The organism is Thalassotalea eurytherma, from assembly GCF_030161415.1.
Lineage (GTDB): Bacteria > Pseudomonadota > Gammaproteobacteria > Enterobacterales > Alteromonadaceae > Thalassotalea_G > Thalassotalea_G eurytherma.
Window position 1 is genome coordinate 1 of the sequence record NZ_BSSU01000022.1, and the last position, 15,217, is coordinate 15,217.

Here is a 15,217-nt window from a genome sequence, read left to right on the forward strand (position 1 = left end):
TCATTAAAGCAGGACAATGTAGTTCCCCCACTTTAGTACACACCTCCTCATCACATTGAGGAGGCTATTATGCCAAGATATACCCGCCCTAAAAAAACGTGGTTTTACCTTGTCGATTTCAAAATCAAAGCAGTCGAACTAAGCTAAAGAGACAATGTTCTGTCTAAGGAAGTTGCCCAAGCACTCGATATTCATCCATTAATGCTCAGCCGTTGGCGAAAAGAGTATCGAGAAGGTAAGTTTAAACAAGTACCTCGCTATAAAAGCAATGATGAGCTGATAAAGGAAATTCCCTCTAAGAAAGAGCATAATAAAATCAAGCAACAGCAAAAAGAAAATGAGCGCTTAACGCACGAAATTGATTTGCTAAAGTTGTTTCATACAGATAAAGGCGCAGAATATCGTGATCATGTTATGCAGGAGTTTCTGCGTAAGCGTAATGTGAAAGCACGTATGAATCGCCCAGTTTTCTGCACTGATAATGCCGAGGTGGAGTCGTTCTTTCGTTCGTTAAAGGCAGACATTATTCGAGTAAATACTTTTGCTACAGCCAATTAACTGCAAAGGTTATTAAAGGTTTACTTGAATCACTTTTTTGCAATAGACAACGGTTACATTCGGGTTTAGGATATAAAACACCTGCTGAATTCGAATTAGCAGTTAATTAGCAGTTAATTAGCACATGGAGCGTGTCTGCTTTATCGGGGCATGATCACAGCCTAACCGGCAACCCTTTTTTTGGGCGTTATATTTTTCTGAGGTTTATGTGCAAGAACACGGTTCATATGATATGAAAATAGTTGATCAAACATTAATTATTAAATGTTTTGACTCTTGGAATATTCAAACAGTTTTAAGGCTTTGTAAAGAGTACAAAGAACTTGTAGAAACAATAAATGATAAACCTTGGGCATGTTTAGTTGATATGACCGAATGGGAATTATCAACACCAGAAATGTGGGATGAAATTGAAAAGTTAAATCAATGGGGCAATATTAATAACCAAAAATATGAAGCAGTGATTTGTAGTTTGTCTATTCAAAAAATGTTGATGGAAGATAGTCATTCTGTTTTAACCAATGTCGAAACGAATTTTTGTCAAAATATAGATGAAGCATATAAATGGCTAAGTAGTATGGGCGTATTAAAAATATAACAAACTGTTAAACAGGCAAAAAAAACAGTTGGCTGGTTTCGTTCCTCACCATTTTAGCCAATTAAATTTTGCCCATTAACGGGGGCGTTATAAGGTTCGCTAATGCTGAGTTTGATTGATATTTGGAAGCACATAAATTAGATTGGTTTAACTATGGAGGGTTTATAATGAAAAATTTGAAACTTATTTATATCTATTTCTTGTCAGGGGTTCTATTTTTAATAACCGCAGGCGCGTTTTATTCAACTGAAAATAGTAATCTTACTCCTGCCTTTGCAAGTATTGGTTTTGCAATAATCTCAATCAGTTTAGTTTTTTATAGCCGTTACAGAAGTTGTAAAAATCAAAACAAAACTTAGTGTAAAAACCTTATAACAAGCCAATAAAGCGACGGGACTGCTAAAGCTTGGCTCGGTTCCACTTAGTTACACAGTTTAGCCAAGCATTTATCAACCCCTTAACTGGGTGTTAGGCATCACGGAGGATTCATATGCACCTTGCACAACTAAATATAGCAAAAGCTAAATATTCTTTAGAAGCACCTGAAATAAAAGAGTTTGTAGATAATTTAGAGCCAATTAATAAGCTAGCAGAATCTAGCAATGGTTTTATTTGGCGTCTAAAAGATGAAAGCGATGATGCAACCAACATTCAAGTTTTCGATGATCCTAATATGATTGTAAACATGTCAGTTTGGGACTCAATTGATACATTGCAAGACTTCATGTTCAGAACTCATCATCGTGATTTTCTTCGTCGTAAAAAAGAGTGGTTTCATCATATCCCTGAAGATAGTTATGTTTTATGGTGGATTCCAATCGGTCATACTCCTACGGTAAAAGAAGCTGTAGAAAAACTAACTTTTTTAAGAGAAAATGGTGATACACCCAAAGCCTTTAGCTTGAAAAGTAATTTTAGTTGGGCAGAGTATTTAGAAAGCAATGCCTAACAGGCCAATTAAGACGGGACAGCTAAGCAATACCCAATGAGGCTAGAGTTTGTGTTTTTCTGGCTGGCATTGCTTTCGATGCCTGTTGGATTTTATATTGAGTCAAACTATTTCATTTGCTGCGCTGCCGTTATGTTTTCTACCTAGGTTTGAACATAAAAGTGGAGTTATTTTAATGTGGGCTATTTACTGGCGCTCTGTGTCTGCAATAGTGTTAGTTATTATATTTCTATCTTACTGCCATCAACAGTTCAGTATTCTAGATTTAGCTATTAATTTCAGCCACTTACCTACACTCTCCTGGTGTTTAACTGCTTTATTTTTTTGTGCTATAACCGTATTTCAACGTAAAGGGTTAATTTATCTTCTGTGGGGCAATAGACTGGCTTTCAACAGCTCTGTTTGGCGTGATATAAATTTTAGTACAATCTTATTCTTTATCGGCTTGGCAATTTTATCTAAAGTAATTCACGCTACCGCAAGTATTGAACTATGGACTAAGTACAAACTTTATGCTCAACCCGCAGCAATAATAATTTGGCCTTTTTTGCTGGGTAGCTATTTGCAATATCGCATAAAAAAAATAAAACAGTTGGTGACGCGCTAATTTGCAGTCGAGTTTTGTCACATTAGGATAATATGATTAACACAAAAGTAGTGGCAGTTAGTGGCATCTCTGGTGCAGGAAAAACCACAATTGTTAAACAATTAGCAAATCGATTTGATTGCCCATTTCTGCTTTTTGATGATCACATTGATAACAACACGTACCCGAAAGACATGAAAAGTTGGTTAAGAAACGGAGCAAATGTTTCTCTTATTAAAACGCCCAGATTTGTCAGTTCATTAGAGTCTCTACTTTCTAGAAATAGTAGGCCGTTCATTTTTATAGAAGAGCCTTTTGGCAGAGAACGTGATGCAATGTCCGTTTTAATCGATTACGTTATTTTGTTAGATCAACCAATGGAATTATGCCTTGCTCGTATAATTAGTAGGCACACCAAACAAATTCACGCTGATGCAATAAGTTCAATCTCAAGTTTCATGGAGAAATACGAGGATCACTTTAGGGATATTTACCTTTCAACTGCAAGCCAAGTTAGCAATAATTCAGACTTAATATATCAGGACGTAGTTTCAATAGAAGAGTCAACCGATTATATTAGTAACTGGCTGAAAAATAATACAAACTAACAAAGGTTAAAGTGAGTTTTATTTTCAAACAAAGGGAATTAAATGAAATTATATCCATATTCAACAGTTGAAACATCTCATCTCAAATCATTATTACTTGCCGCGAGATTATTAGGAGGGCTCAGCTATATAATGCTAGTGGTTTCAATGCTCATCCCAGTATTTGGTGTGTTAGCTTCTTTTGCTCAACCAATGCAATTAGGTAGAGGCATGACAGCGACAATAGACAATTTAACGGTAGCCTCCTTTTCTGCAGGTTTTGCATTTTTAATCCCTTCGTTATTTTTATTGGCCTTTAGTGGTATATGTGCCGCTATTGTTTCTTGCGAACATAAATACACATCAACAACTCATTCATTGTAGATACCATAAGTCACGCAAAATGAATGAAAAAAGGTTGGCTTGCTCTTTTGACGCTAATGTAGCCAAGCAACAACTAGCCCAATAATTGGGCGTATATTTAAGGAGAGCATCATGGCATGGATGTATAAAACATTTATTTTTAAACCTCAAAAAAGAACATTCGCTAAAGTTGATAAACCACTGCAGTCAGATCCTCACTTTGAAAAGGCGCTGAATCAGTTTAGTCAACTAGGCTGGGAATATGTCGAAGCTATCAGTACGAACTTGGGCATATTATCTGCAAAAGAGTACCTTATTGTATTAAAGGGCCAAGCAGGCTTAGTATTTGACTCTTTGGCTGAGAAAGTCTTAAAAGAAGAGCAAGATAAGCAAGCAAAATCAGAATAGTTAAAATATAGCAAGCCATTAAACAAAGGCAATTAACGCTTTGCTCTAAACAATGCGCTATACGATAAAAAGAGTTCATTTGATGTATAAAACGTTTATAAAAGTATGCGCCACCCTACTTTGCCTATCAGGTTGTGCCGAAAGAACCATTGATATTACTGACGAAAGTAATAAAGTTATTGGTGGTTGTAATGCTGGCTTTGATTGGCATTTTTACGGCCTGCAAGACTCGATTGATTATTTGCTTTACCAGTGTGCTAAAGATTCTATCGCTAAGGGTTATAAAGTATCTGATGAACGACTTCTAACACTTGATTTCACGCTACCAGCGCCTCCTGAAGGAAAGGCCTGGAATAAGAAGCTAGCAATGCACCAATTTCACAAAGGCAATATTACTGAACAAAAACTAGGCTATATTCTTGCGGCTATAGAATATGAGTACCAGAAAGTAGCTTGGCCAGCTGAAGACGATTTAGAAAATGGTAAAATCACGCAGGCTGAATTTAACAAAATAATTAATGATGCTAAATTTAAATGGCTTGGTGAATAACCCATAAAGCAAGTTCAATCGTAAACTCACTGGGACAATTAACCGCTAGTTTGCTAACTATTCAAAGTAAAACCACGGTTAACCTTCCCTTTTTCGGGCATTTTATGCCGCTGTAAATTGGAGTATGAAGTGTCAACATTAACTATTGAAAATGCAAAAATTGAAAATTCAGCGTTAATTCTTCGGTTCGTAACAGAGCTCGCCCGTTACGAAAAAGCAGAGCATGAAGTGTTAGCAACTGAAGCTGATATAAAAACATCATTGTTTAGTGAACACTCTACAACCCATGCAGTCATCTGTTATCTCAACAATCAGCCGATTGGTTTTGCAGTATATTTCTTTAATTACTCAACATGGTTGGGAAAAAATGGGCTTTACCTTGAAGGCTTATATGTTTCTCCCGAACATCGAAATATTGGTGCGGGTAAGGCTTTATTGAAACATTTAGCGAATATTGCAGTTTCAAAAGGGTGTGGTCGTTTTGAGTGGAGTGTACTTGATTGGAATGAGCCTGCTATCAACTTCTATAAATCTATTGGCGCTGTGTCACAAGATGAATGGGTAGGTTATCGTTTATCTGGTCAAGCATTGAAAACCTTTGCAAATAGTTAAGCTATATAAAACGTGGCGTAATTTGATTAAAAACCTATTTTATTATCGCCAGTAAGCTATTAAACCTAGGCAAATATCACTTGGCTATTATCAGTTTGATATCCTTTAACGTATGACGGAGAGTAATGTGTGAGTGCAAGTTATCAAACGTCAAGATTACAGATTAGCGAACGGCTAACTAGCAAGCAGACGCCAGAGTTTTTAGCTTCAATTGTAGACATATTAACGCCAAATGTTGTTGAAAACCTACCGCCCTATTTTCAAAACGTTAATTCCATATCAGCAGCTCAACATTGGTTAGCGCACATCAACTCTGATTGCCGACTACTTGTCGTCAAGTTAACTGGTACGAATTCCCCCATTGGCTTTGTGTTTATTTCTTCAGAAAATACTAATAAAACACACGTAGGATATTTACTCAGTGAAGCTTACTGGGGTTATGGTTATGCAACCGAAATACTACAAGGTTTACTTGAGTTCATTAGATCAGAAGGTCAAATAATGAATTTAGTTGCCGGTGTTGCTCCAGACAACGTTGCTTCAATAAAATTACTTCATAAGCTAGGCTTCAATAAAGTGCCAAGTAACGATAATGGCGCAGTGTTTTTCGAGTACCAGCTTTAATAAGTAATGCGCTATTCAAACGACACACATATCAGTAGGCAGTTGTTCATGTTTTACTGTGTTAAGGAACGACAAGTAGCCACTTTATTTACAGGTTTCATTGACAATTTTATGAGGATCTAAACATGAGTTATGTAGACGGTTTTGTGTTAGCAGTACCAACCGATAAAAAAGAGGCGTATATAAAACATGCTAGTGAAGCAGCCGACGTTTTCAAAGAGTATGGTGTGATTTCACTTGTTGAGTGTTGGGGAGATGATGTGCCAGATGGTGAACTAACTTCATTTCCTATGGCAGTGAAATGTGAACCCAATGAAACCGTTTGCTTTTCTTGGGTAACATGGCCGTCAAAAAAAGTCAGAGATGAAAACATGGATAAAATCATGGAAGATCCTAGAATGCTCCCAGACAATAACCCAATGCCGTTTGATGGTAAAAGAATGATCTTTGGTGGCTTTGATGTGATCTTAGATAAATGATAAAAAACACATAGCAACCGATTAGCGTGAGCCAAACTAAAGCCGTTTTTTGCTCATGCTTTACTCATGCGTTGCTCATTTAAACCCGTTAATTTTTAGCTTCATTGCGAAGCGTTAGTTGTACTGAACCCAGTTATGTTTATTTTTAGAATACTCCTTATTGTCTTTTATATTGCAGTGGCTATTGTATTTGGCTGGTTTGCAAAACTCGTATTTCATAGCAGTATTATGCCGTCACTCTTAAATGGCACGCTTGATGTACAGGGTTCATCTCGTATTCTTAACGTGAACTGGATAGGTAATGAGATTTATATAATCTTCAGCCTTTATGGGGCAACTAGCGCCCTATTTGCTTATTTAACTTTTCGCCTTGCTATGTTGATGGCTAAAAAGCAGATGGCGACAGCTGAAGAAACCTAACCAATGCATTAAGCCACATTGCGCTGTTTATGTAACTTATAACGACAATAAATATTCATGTTAATTTTGTGGATAGTTTTAACACGGGTTACTATTCCATATGTACTCTTCAATAGCACAAGCAATTTAAACTAAACCGAATATAAACAATCTTTTAAGGTAACTGAATTATCTATTTACAAAAAATGGATTTGGTTTTTTGCTATACCTCGCTTACCTTAGATAACTAGGTTCCCCTAACCAAAGCGCAAGCTTTCTATATATTTAGCCTAAAAGGGATTATTTTGATGAATCATATACAAAAAGCAGGTGGCGTTGCAGCTATTTTTGAGGCACTCATCTATATCTTAGCTTTCGTTTTTTTCGGCGCATATTGGCATTACCCTGTTGACGCAAACGCTGCTCAAAAGTTTGCATACCTTGCTGAAAACCATCTTGCGTTATCGATTGTAAACTTCACCATGTACGTACTTTTTGGCGTGTTGCTGGCAATTTTGGTTTTAGCACTTTATGAGCGTTTGAAGAAAAGCGCCCCTACACTTTCGCAAATCGCTGCTGTATTTGGCGTTGTATGGGTAGGCCTAGTGATTGCCAGTGGCATGATCGCAAATATTGGTTTAGCGACGACTATAGGGTTGTCGGCTAAAGATCCAGAACAAGCGATGACAGTTTGGATCGCGATATACGCTGTTATTGAAGGCCTAGGCGGCGGTAATGAAGTCGTTGGCGGCATTTGGGTGTTATTGCTAAGTTTTGCCGCGTTAAAAGCTACAGAGCTGCCTAAAACACTTAACTATGTTGGCATTTTTGTTGGTTTAGCTGGTATTGGTACTATTTATCCTGCTGACGTACTGACTGAAATTTTTGGTGTTAGCCAAATTGTATGGTTTTTTTGGCTAGGTATCGCCATGATGAAAAATAGTCATTCAAAGGCGGGGTTAGCGCAGTAGATTAACGTAGTATATTTTTTAGCGTGCTTAGTTTGTATCGACAGTTACGTGAGTGGGCAGGCATTAGTCCACTAGCAATAACAATTAACATTGTGCAGTTTACAGAGCTTCATCTAGTTATTAATTGCCTGTACGATGCTCTAAAGAACAATGGAAATATAGCTGTCGTGCGATTGTCATGTGTTTGTCGTTCCTGACAGAATCAAATTAGGTTATAGTTTTGTTAATGAAAGATAAACGGTAACGATAATGCTTATTAAGTCATTAAGGCAAAAAAACAATTGGTCTCAAGAGCAACTCGCTCAGTTTTGTGGTTTAAACATTCGTACAATTCAACGTGTAGAGAAAGGTGATACGGTTGGGCTTGAAACATTAAAGTCTTTAGCTGCAGTTTTTGACATTGATGTAGATACATTAAAAAATGAAAACATCAGCGCAAATACCACTCACGTATCTAAAGACACCCACGATGAGCGAGAAAAACGAGAACAAGCAGCGATAGCTGAAGTTAAATCTAAAAAAAGCTTTTATATGTTAACGTTGTTTTTATTAGGTATTTTTATATTTTTCTTTGTGCCAAATTATAATGGCGGAGAAAACCTTGGCGCGCTTATCAGTACTGCAATGTGTTTCGCTATGATTATCGGAGCACAAGCTATCGTCGTATTCCAACCATTCGGTGAAAAATGGGAACAAAAGAAAATCAAACAAGCCTTAGAAAAATGCGAAAAAGAACGCTAGCTATAAAGCTTTGCGCAATTCCAATACTTATTGCGTTGCTTATCACGCCAGTACGCTTCTTTCTTGAACTGGCAGGCATACCCGATGTATATGTTTTTCTAATAGGCTTACTTTGGTTTACGTTGATATGCTCAGTTTATTGGGCTCATAAATTAATAAACCATGAAACGCCCTACCAAATGCTTTTATATTGCCTGCTGATATTTTCACCCATATCCAGAATTCCTGTATTTATTTTGTGGTGGATCACCAAAAAATGGCAGTTAGGTACCCATTACGATGTATTTGATAACTGGAGCCAAGCACTTATTGGACAGTTATTTTATGGCTCACTCATTCAAATTATTCCAGGTTTTATTATCGGCGTGGTAACTCTTGTTGTTCTGCAATCAAGAAAAAGCACAAGAGCTTTATAAACAGTTAACAAGCCAACTCATTGATGATGATGGATCGTTTTAGCCAATAGACATTAAATTCATGCTTTACCTTTTAACTGTAACTATATACAGTCATGAAGTTCATATAAACAAGGAAACGTCATGAAATACACAGGTAGTTGTCATTGTGAAGCTGTTAGATTTGAGTTCGAAAGCGAGGAAATAACCGAGGCGTTACAATGTAATTGCTCAATTTGCATCAGAAAAAATGCCATTATGTCGAAACAAAATTACCCACCAAGCCATTTTAAACTGATTACAGGCAACGAGAATTTAAGCACTTATCGTTGGGGCGATCATGATGTTAATCACCACTTTTGTAAAACATGCGGTATCTACCCATTTCACGACACAAGCGATGAGCCAGGCACCTACAGAATTAATTTAGGGTGTGTTGATAATGTCGCATCACACAACCTAAATATTATTTAATTCGATGGTAAAAATGCGTTGTAATCTCAACCAGTTTATTTGAACGACTCACAATATAGGCGATTGCGTTGTGCTTTTTATAATGAATAAACTATGTTGTTGGCGTGTTTTTTAAGGCAATAATTTGTTCGTTTATTTTTTCAGCTTCAGCGGTGATAAACGCGTATGATTTTATGTCACCTTTTCGTTGAGCAAGCATCGCTTCTTCAAGCTTCTTTTCGTACTGTTTGTTGAGCTTTTTAATCGGATCTTTTTTAAAGAGTGAAAACATTGAGGTTATCCTTTAATTTAATAACTAAATAAGTACGTTAGGTAATAGGTTTTGGTTTCATTTAATCCACTCATATTGAAATTAATACGATTACAAGCCAATGACTACCTTAAGTTAACAAGGGGAAAATTATGCAGGTTGATGATATTAGGGTATTCATTCCTAGTAAAAATTACGAAGTAAGCAAATCCTTCTACCAAGCCCTTGGTTTCAAGTTGGATTATGTCTCAGAAGATCTCTCCCTATTCGAAAATGGCGATTGTTTTTTCTTTTTACAGCGCTTCTATAATCAAGAACTGGCAAATAACTTAGTATTGCAATTATCAGTTATCGATATCAACGAAGCATATGATCGCGTAATTGGCTTGGAAGGTTTCGACATTAAATTCAACCCTATTCAAGAAGAGCGTTGGGGAAAGGTTTTGATGCTATGGGGACCATCAGGTGAGCTTTGGCAAATAACGCAATTTAACACCGCATAAAAAGTGACTTTCAAAATAAAGTCACTTGGATTGCTCGGTAAAACAGCTTAAGTGAATAGAATAATTACTACACTAATAATAGGTAATACGAAGATCAAAGCGATGCATAAACTGAAAAATCAACATGGAAAAGTAAACAACCCTATTGTGTTAGGTATTGGTGTCGGTGTAGCGATAGGCGTTGGTGTCGCAATTGGCGCAGCTATTGCCACAACCCAAAGTACACAGAGCGACAATAAAAGTTTTGAAGAATGATCAAGTTATGCTCGTTCACAAATATGAAATTCTCAAATCTACGTCGAGCTTTAGATCTTGTGATAAACGTGTCATGCAACGTCACAAACCAGATGCTGCACATATTCAAGCGCAAAACAACGCCCGAAAAACAACAATCAATCCGTAATAATGACAGTTAACTGTATGCTTTTAATAAGGTTTAGGTGATACTGACAATGGTCCTTTGATATGGCTGCAACGCATCTATAGACTCGCTTAATAACTCTTACTAAAAATAGACATGGATGAACAATGAAAATTATATTGCTTTGGTTGATGTTGGCATTACCTACTTTTTCTTTCGCCGTTGAAATAGAAAACCTAAACCCAATCGAAACTATTGAAGTACTACCTGAGGGATTTGAAGAGCCATTAAAATACAACATCACCTTGCCACAAGGTTATGCTAAAGACGATACTAAAACTTATTTTGTGTTGTTTGATTTGCACCCTAGAAGCCAACCATTTATTTCAGGAATGCAAGACTGGTTAAGTCACAATGGCGAGTGGCCTTGGCTAAAAACCATTATTGTTAACCCTGCTAATTACCACCCTGAATTTGCTGCGGTATTTAAGCAGTTTGCTGAAAACCCGAAAGATCAACGCATACTCGATATCATCGAGAACGATGTATTGAAGCAGATTGATAAACACTACAGAACGAATGGTTTCAAAATTTACAGTGGTTTCATGGCAAATGGCGCTTTAGGGTTATATGCATTACTTAATAGACCAAATATGTTTAACGCGTACTTAATTGCTAGCCCAACCTTAGGTGATAACTTTGGTCATATTGTTTTAGATGCGCCTCAAAAACTAACACCAAAATACGATGGCATGAAGTTTCTATACATGACCATAGGTAATCACCGTTACGAAAGTGCTCATGTAGCTGCCGTTAAGCAATTTGAATTAGAATTAGCAAAGCTTTCTCAGAATAAGCTGCAATGGCAGAGCAACAGTAATGAAAATCACTATTATATGTCTCGCCCTATTATTACCCTACTAAACGGCATTGAAGCGTTATTTGATGATATTCATAACAACTTGCCTGCCAACTCCCCTATTTCACAGCAAGGTCCTGATGCTATTGTTGCCTACTATGACAAGCTATCAAACGATAAGTATGGCTTCCCTGTGTCAGCAGAAGGTTCATTAAAAGCGTTAGCCAAATCGTTAACTAAAACTGAGCCAAGCAAAGCGCTCGATATCTACATTAAAACAACAGATTTGTATCCTGACTCTGCGTACGCACATGCTTCTTTAGCAAAGGCATATGCCAACCAAGGTGACATTAAGCGGGCTATAGCAGTACAACTTGTCGCAGTAGAGAAGTCTAAATCAATGGTTCAGTGGCATCAAAACAAACATCAGCAATATTTAGATGAATTTAAAGCGATGTTAACGCCGTAAGGTTAAATATGTTGAATGATGAAAAACGACGAATAAGTATGAAATGAAAACTTTCTATAAATCTGTGCTCATCGCAAGCGCTGTATTAGTGTTAGGTTATTACGCTAGCTTTTTTATAATGCCGAGTATTACCATCGTAAATAATTCGAGTGCAACAATCTCTTCTGCACAAATAGATTTACCTAGCAGTAACCTAGACTTTGGCTCAATACCTAGTGGTGATCGTAATACTTTGCATTATGACCTTTCACAAGCCAAAGATGGCGTTTATCGCTATCATGTAAAAATTAGCGAAACTGTTACCTATCAAGGCGTTTGTGGGTACGTAACTAACAATGAACTCAATAAGCGGGTTGTTATCACGGTACATGAAAATCTTGATATAACATGCAACTAAGTTCATAAATCATGAGAGTTATTAACGATTTCATGATAATTGAAGTCATAGGTTGAATAAGCGTTTTAAGGAAAAGTGTTCAATGGAAGAATTAGCAGAAGGTTTTCTTCGCACGTTATTTAAAATACTTCGATGGGTGTTAATTGAAGCTTTTATTGAGTTTATTTGCTTTTATATTGGCAAATATAGTCTGTTTTGATTACGCTAGGTAACTACCCTAGAAAACAAGATGAGTCAGCACATGAAACCCGTATTGCAATTTTTGGATTGTTGGTTTTGTCAGTGTTATTTATCGTATCGTTATTCCTTTTCCCCCCGAAAAACTAACGTAAGATAAAAATTAAGGATAGATCAATTAGATAACGACAAGATTAACAAGAAGTTAACATTCACTATTATTCTCGTTATACTGAAAATCCATTCATTTAAACGCTTTTAAAACAAGGAGGTTTGATGTTTCATTTTAAATTGTACGATGATGAGCGTCTTGTAGGTTTGAACCATAAAGAGAAGCAAAAAATCATTAATAAAGCGATGAAGGCATATAGAAAGCAACATCCGGTAGACTTGTTTCGTCGATTAACCCTTTTTGCCTGTTTTTCATTTATTCCTTCCATAGTGATTTATGTACTTAACGGCCAACAATGGACGTTGAGTTGGTTTTGTGTCAGTGGCTTATTATTATCATGGAAACTTGCTCATGATGAGACACCAGCAATAATACCCTTTTTATCTCAAGTATTAGCAGAGCAATAATACGCGGGATACAAATAGACAGACTATTGAAAGGACATGAAGAATAGCTAGCCTAGTTTTAGGTTGATAAAGGCTAATTTTTTCAAGGATTAAAAATGAATTTAGGTAATCAAGTTACTGAAAGGCTTAATGCAATAGAAACCTTTAATGAACAAGCGCCCTTCTATTACTTACCCATCAAATTACTGGGTTGGATTATACTTATCATCGCATTAATTTTGACAAATTTAATTGCTATCGTTAATTGGCCTTTTTCTGTCTTAAAAAGACAAAATGGAACATTGGACTATATAGCTGGCACAACAATTAATGTTACTTCATTGGACGAGCTCAAGATAATCACTAAACAGCACCCACGAGTACTTATCGACTTTTGGGCTCAGTGGTGTGGACCATGTTTATTGATGAACAAAACCCTAGCAAGTTTTGCTAAGGAGTATGCCGATCAGGTTACTGTGGTAAAAATAGATGCTTCGCTTGATACAACGGTCAGTAAACATTTTAATGTAAGAGGGTTACCGACAATAATTTTGTTCGAAAACAACACTGAAATAAACCGTAAAGCTGGTGCGCTCACGAAAAAGCAGCTAATTGATCTAGCTATTAATAATTAACTTTTCCTTTGTCATTATTGGCTAATCAACTATTCATACATCATACTAAATGAGTAAAATGAAATGTGTTTCACCGACATTTTATTGGGTGGAGTTTGAAAAGGAGGCACTAACGCAGACGTATTTAATTTTCAGCACACTGAAATGCTGCGCTATTGCCTTAGAAATTTCGACAACATGGACATACCTGATTGATAAAGAAGTCACTAAAGACATAAGCGTTCCTATCTTTATGGGCAAAGGTAATAAAGCACGACAAGACCAAATAGCTAATGCACTGCATATTGCATTAGCTTAAAAAACAACGAGACTATACGGACAAGGACGCTACGATGCCAAACCTCCCCAACCTAACACTACCTAAACTAAGCATCTAAGTTTTTACTACTAAATTTGCTTTCTAATGAACTATTTTGCCTTCAGTCTCTTCTTACTTTTTAGAACAGGAATGCCTAAATCATTAGAATCACCGATAAATGTATAGCGAATGACATATAGAAAACAGAAATAAACCAACACTACGACAGGGAAAATGATGAAAATAATTAGCTTTATAATAACGTTACTATGCTCTTTTTCTGCACTAAGCAGCGGCTGTGAGATTGAAATAAACAGCAAAGCATCAATTAAATGTTTAGAAAGAAAAATTGACAGTTTGGAGCAACAACTCAAAGACAATAAACAGCGTAATTTAAAGCTGCCAACTGGTGCGGTTGTTAACTTCAAAGGAGGGAAATGCCCTAACGGTTGGTTACCTTATCAACCTCCCGCAGGCATAGTAAATGTTAGGGTTAACCAAGACATGATAATGTGCGAAAAAATCTAAGTTTAAAAGGTTAGATGCAACAACAGACAAGGAATGTCATGAATAATCGTTTACTTATTATTATTTTAGCTACTACAGGATTGCATTTTGCATTGTCACATCAATTTGCGAAACATTTTTCTAAACCACCTGTAATTGCACCTATTGACATAAAGCATAATGAAGCTAGCTGGTTTGATATTTCAATTCCTATGGAACAAACATACCAAGTAAATTTGCGATTCTCTCGAGAAGAACAACCCTACTGGTACCTAAATCAAGTGTTTGGCAATATGGAGAAATATCAACAACCTGGCATACCATTGACGGTTGGCTGGCAAATAAAAAGCAACCAACAGCTTGTTGCATCGAGTCAAATGATTTCAAACAATGCGTGCGAATGGCAGCACACATACGTAACCCAATGCTTAGGTGAGTTTAAACTCCCAAAAGGCGATTACCAATTTGGCATCACGTTTTCAGAGCCCGCTGAGCAATACAAAGCATTCAAAACGACTCTGGCAATTAATTACACATTACTAACTGGCGATACTTGGCAAACAGAGTATATCTTTTGGAGTATGTTATTTAATTACTTTGTTGCGCCTTTTTTCGTAGCCCTTATTGCAATGGTACTAGCTTGGCGGTTTATCTTATTTAACAGTTTAAAGTTTTACCGTTGGCACTTTCCCAAGCAGCCTAAGTATCAATTCAAGAAAAGAAAAGATCGTAATGCTGACTCATAGCCGAGTCATACTGACGAAGGTCGGTATCTCAACACATAACCGAATAAAAGAGATTGCGGCCTACGCCACAATGACTGGCTGGAACTGAGGCCTACGCCACAATGACAGGCAGAGGCAGAGTCATACCGACGAAGGTCGGTATCTATTGGTCATACTGACTAAG

At 36.8% G+C, this 15,217-nt stretch carries 25 protein-coding genes and 1 pseudogene; 25 read left to right on the plus strand and 1 reads right to left on the minus strand.

The window, feature by feature from the left end; translation table 11 throughout:
- Positions 1 to 69 precede the first annotated feature (69 nt).
- The 16 genes and pseudogenes from QQK02_RS16175 to QQK02_RS16250 all read left to right on the plus strand — a co-directional run bounded on the left by QQK02_RS16175 (position 70) and on the right by QQK02_RS16250 (position 9,294).
- Positions 70 to 668 (plus strand): annotated as a pseudogene (locus QQK02_RS16175) (integrase core domain-containing protein).
- A gap of 122 nt (positions 669 to 790) precedes the next feature.
- Positions 791 to 1,156: a hypothetical protein gene (locus QQK02_RS16180; protein WP_284209186.1), complete on the plus strand. Its 366-nt coding sequence runs from the start codon at positions 791 to 793 to the stop codon at positions 1,154 to 1,156.
- Between the two features lie 490 nt (positions 1,157 to 1,646).
- Positions 1,647 to 2,105 carry a DUF3291 domain-containing protein gene (locus QQK02_RS16185; protein WP_284209188.1) on the plus strand — a complete coding sequence of 153 codons (459 nt, stop codon included), beginning with the start codon at positions 1,647 to 1,649 and terminating at the stop codon, positions 2,103 to 2,105.
- Positions 2,106 to 2,202: 97 nt separating this feature from the next.
- Positions 2,203 to 2,712 carry a septation protein IspZ gene (locus QQK02_RS16190; RefSeq protein ID WP_284209190.1) on the plus strand — a complete coding sequence of 170 codons (510 nt, stop codon included), beginning with the start codon at positions 2,203 to 2,205 and terminating at the stop codon, positions 2,710 to 2,712.
- Positions 2,713 to 2,744: 32 nt separating this feature from the next.
- The gene (locus QQK02_RS16195) at positions 2,745 to 3,299 is read left to right on the plus strand and encodes a nucleoside/nucleotide kinase family protein (RefSeq protein ID WP_284209191.1); all 555 of its coding nucleotides are present in this window, start codon (positions 2,745 to 2,747) and stop codon (positions 3,297 to 3,299) included.
- A 42-nt stretch (positions 3,300 to 3,341) separates the two neighbouring features.
- Positions 3,342 to 3,662, plus strand: a complete 321-nt coding sequence (locus QQK02_RS16200; RefSeq protein ID WP_284209192.1) for a hypothetical protein — start codon at positions 3,342 to 3,344, stop codon at positions 3,660 to 3,662.
- Between the two features lie 111 nt (positions 3,663 to 3,773).
- Entirely contained in the window at positions 3,774 to 4,049 is a 276-nt protein-coding gene (locus tag QQK02_RS16205) for a DUF4177 domain-containing protein (protein WP_284209193.1), read from the plus strand.
- Between the two features lie 82 nt (positions 4,050 to 4,131).
- Positions 4,132 to 4,599, plus strand: a complete 468-nt coding sequence (locus tag QQK02_RS16210; protein WP_284209195.1) for a hypothetical protein — start codon at positions 4,132 to 4,134, stop codon at positions 4,597 to 4,599.
- A 129-nt stretch (positions 4,600 to 4,728) separates the two neighbouring features.
- Entirely contained in the window at positions 4,729 to 5,211 is a 483-nt protein-coding gene (locus QQK02_RS16215) for a GNAT family N-acetyltransferase (protein ID WP_284209196.1), read from the plus strand.
- A 129-nt stretch (positions 5,212 to 5,340) separates the two neighbouring features.
- On the plus strand, positions 5,341 to 5,835 hold the full coding sequence (locus QQK02_RS16220; protein ID WP_284209197.1) for a GNAT family N-acetyltransferase: 495 nt from the start codon (positions 5,341 to 5,343) through the stop codon (positions 5,833 to 5,835).
- Positions 5,836 to 5,960: 125 nt separating this feature from the next.
- Positions 5,961 to 6,314, plus strand: a complete 354-nt coding sequence (locus QQK02_RS16225) for a DUF1428 domain-containing protein (RefSeq protein ID WP_284209198.1) — start codon at positions 5,961 to 5,963, stop codon at positions 6,312 to 6,314.
- A gap of 135 nt (positions 6,315 to 6,449) precedes the next feature.
- Positions 6,450 to 6,734, plus strand: a complete 285-nt coding sequence (locus QQK02_RS16230) for a hypothetical protein (protein WP_284209199.1) — start codon at positions 6,450 to 6,452, stop codon at positions 6,732 to 6,734.
- Positions 6,735 to 7,021: 287 nt separating this feature from the next.
- Positions 7,022 to 7,684, plus strand: a complete 663-nt coding sequence (locus tag QQK02_RS16235; RefSeq protein WP_284209200.1) for a DUF4386 family protein — start codon at positions 7,022 to 7,024, stop codon at positions 7,682 to 7,684.
- Between the two features lie 249 nt (positions 7,685 to 7,933).
- On the plus strand, positions 7,934 to 8,425 hold the full coding sequence (locus QQK02_RS16240) for a helix-turn-helix domain-containing protein (protein ID WP_284209202.1): 492 nt from the start codon (positions 7,934 to 7,936) through the stop codon (positions 8,423 to 8,425).
- Entirely contained in the window at positions 8,407 to 8,841 is a 435-nt protein-coding gene (locus tag QQK02_RS16245) for a hypothetical protein (RefSeq protein ID WP_284209203.1), read from the plus strand. Before QQK02_RS16240 ends, QQK02_RS16245 begins: the two co-directional genes overlap by 19 nt.
- 123 nt (positions 8,842 to 8,964) lie before the next feature.
- Positions 8,965 to 9,294 carry a GFA family protein gene (locus QQK02_RS16250; RefSeq protein ID WP_284209204.1) on the plus strand — a complete coding sequence of 110 codons (330 nt, stop codon included), beginning with the start codon at positions 8,965 to 8,967 and terminating at the stop codon, positions 9,292 to 9,294.
- A 91-nt stretch (positions 9,295 to 9,385) separates the two neighbouring features.
- On the opposite strand, the gene QQK02_RS16255 is transcribed toward QQK02_RS16250, so the two are convergent.
- Positions 9,386 to 9,565, minus strand: a complete 180-nt coding sequence (locus tag QQK02_RS16255) for a DUF6435 family protein (protein WP_284209205.1) — start codon at positions 9,563 to 9,565, stop codon at positions 9,386 to 9,388.
- Positions 9,566 to 9,696: 131 nt separating this feature from the next.
- On the opposite strand from QQK02_RS16255, the gene QQK02_RS16260 reads away from it, so the two are divergent.
- The 9 genes from QQK02_RS16260 to QQK02_RS16300 all read left to right on the plus strand — a co-directional run bounded on the left by QQK02_RS16260 (position 9,697) and on the right by QQK02_RS16300 (position 15,054).
- Positions 9,697 to 10,047, plus strand: coding sequence for a VOC family protein (locus QQK02_RS16260; RefSeq protein WP_284209206.1), 351 nt, complete (start codon positions 9,697 to 9,699; stop codon positions 10,045 to 10,047).
- 102 nt (positions 10,048 to 10,149) lie between these two features.
- A complete protein-coding gene (locus QQK02_RS16265) occupies positions 10,150 to 10,302 on the plus strand; it encodes a hypothetical protein (protein WP_284209207.1) in 153 nt (50 codons plus the stop codon).
- Between the two features lie 273 nt (positions 10,303 to 10,575).
- A complete protein-coding gene (locus QQK02_RS16270) occupies positions 10,576 to 11,736 on the plus strand; it encodes an esterase (protein ID WP_284209208.1) in 1,161 nt (386 codons plus the stop codon).
- A gap of 43 nt (positions 11,737 to 11,779) precedes the next feature.
- Positions 11,780 to 12,133, plus strand: a complete 354-nt coding sequence (locus QQK02_RS16275; protein ID WP_284209209.1) for a hypothetical protein — start codon at positions 11,780 to 11,782, stop codon at positions 12,131 to 12,133.
- A gap of 453 nt (positions 12,134 to 12,586) precedes the next feature.
- Positions 12,587 to 12,889, plus strand: coding sequence for a hypothetical protein (locus QQK02_RS16280; protein ID WP_284209211.1), 303 nt, complete (start codon positions 12,587 to 12,589; stop codon positions 12,887 to 12,889).
- A gap of 95 nt (positions 12,890 to 12,984) precedes the next feature.
- On the plus strand, positions 12,985 to 13,503 hold the full coding sequence (locus tag QQK02_RS16285; protein WP_284209212.1) for a thioredoxin family protein: 519 nt from the start codon (positions 12,985 to 12,987) through the stop codon (positions 13,501 to 13,503).
- Between the two features lie 58 nt (positions 13,504 to 13,561).
- Complete coding sequence (locus QQK02_RS16290) at positions 13,562 to 13,801, plus strand: hypothetical protein (RefSeq protein WP_284209213.1); 240 nt, start codon at positions 13,562 to 13,564, stop codon at positions 13,799 to 13,801.
- Between the two features lie 234 nt (positions 13,802 to 14,035).
- A complete protein-coding gene (locus QQK02_RS16295) occupies positions 14,036 to 14,329 on the plus strand; it encodes a hypothetical protein (protein WP_284209214.1) in 294 nt (97 codons plus the stop codon).
- Positions 14,330 to 14,367: 38 nt separating this feature from the next.
- Positions 14,368 to 15,054 carry a DUF5625 family protein gene (locus QQK02_RS16300; RefSeq protein ID WP_284209215.1) on the plus strand — a complete coding sequence of 229 codons (687 nt, stop codon included), beginning with the start codon at positions 14,368 to 14,370 and terminating at the stop codon, positions 15,052 to 15,054.
- Positions 15,055 to 15,217: the final 163 nt, after the last annotated feature.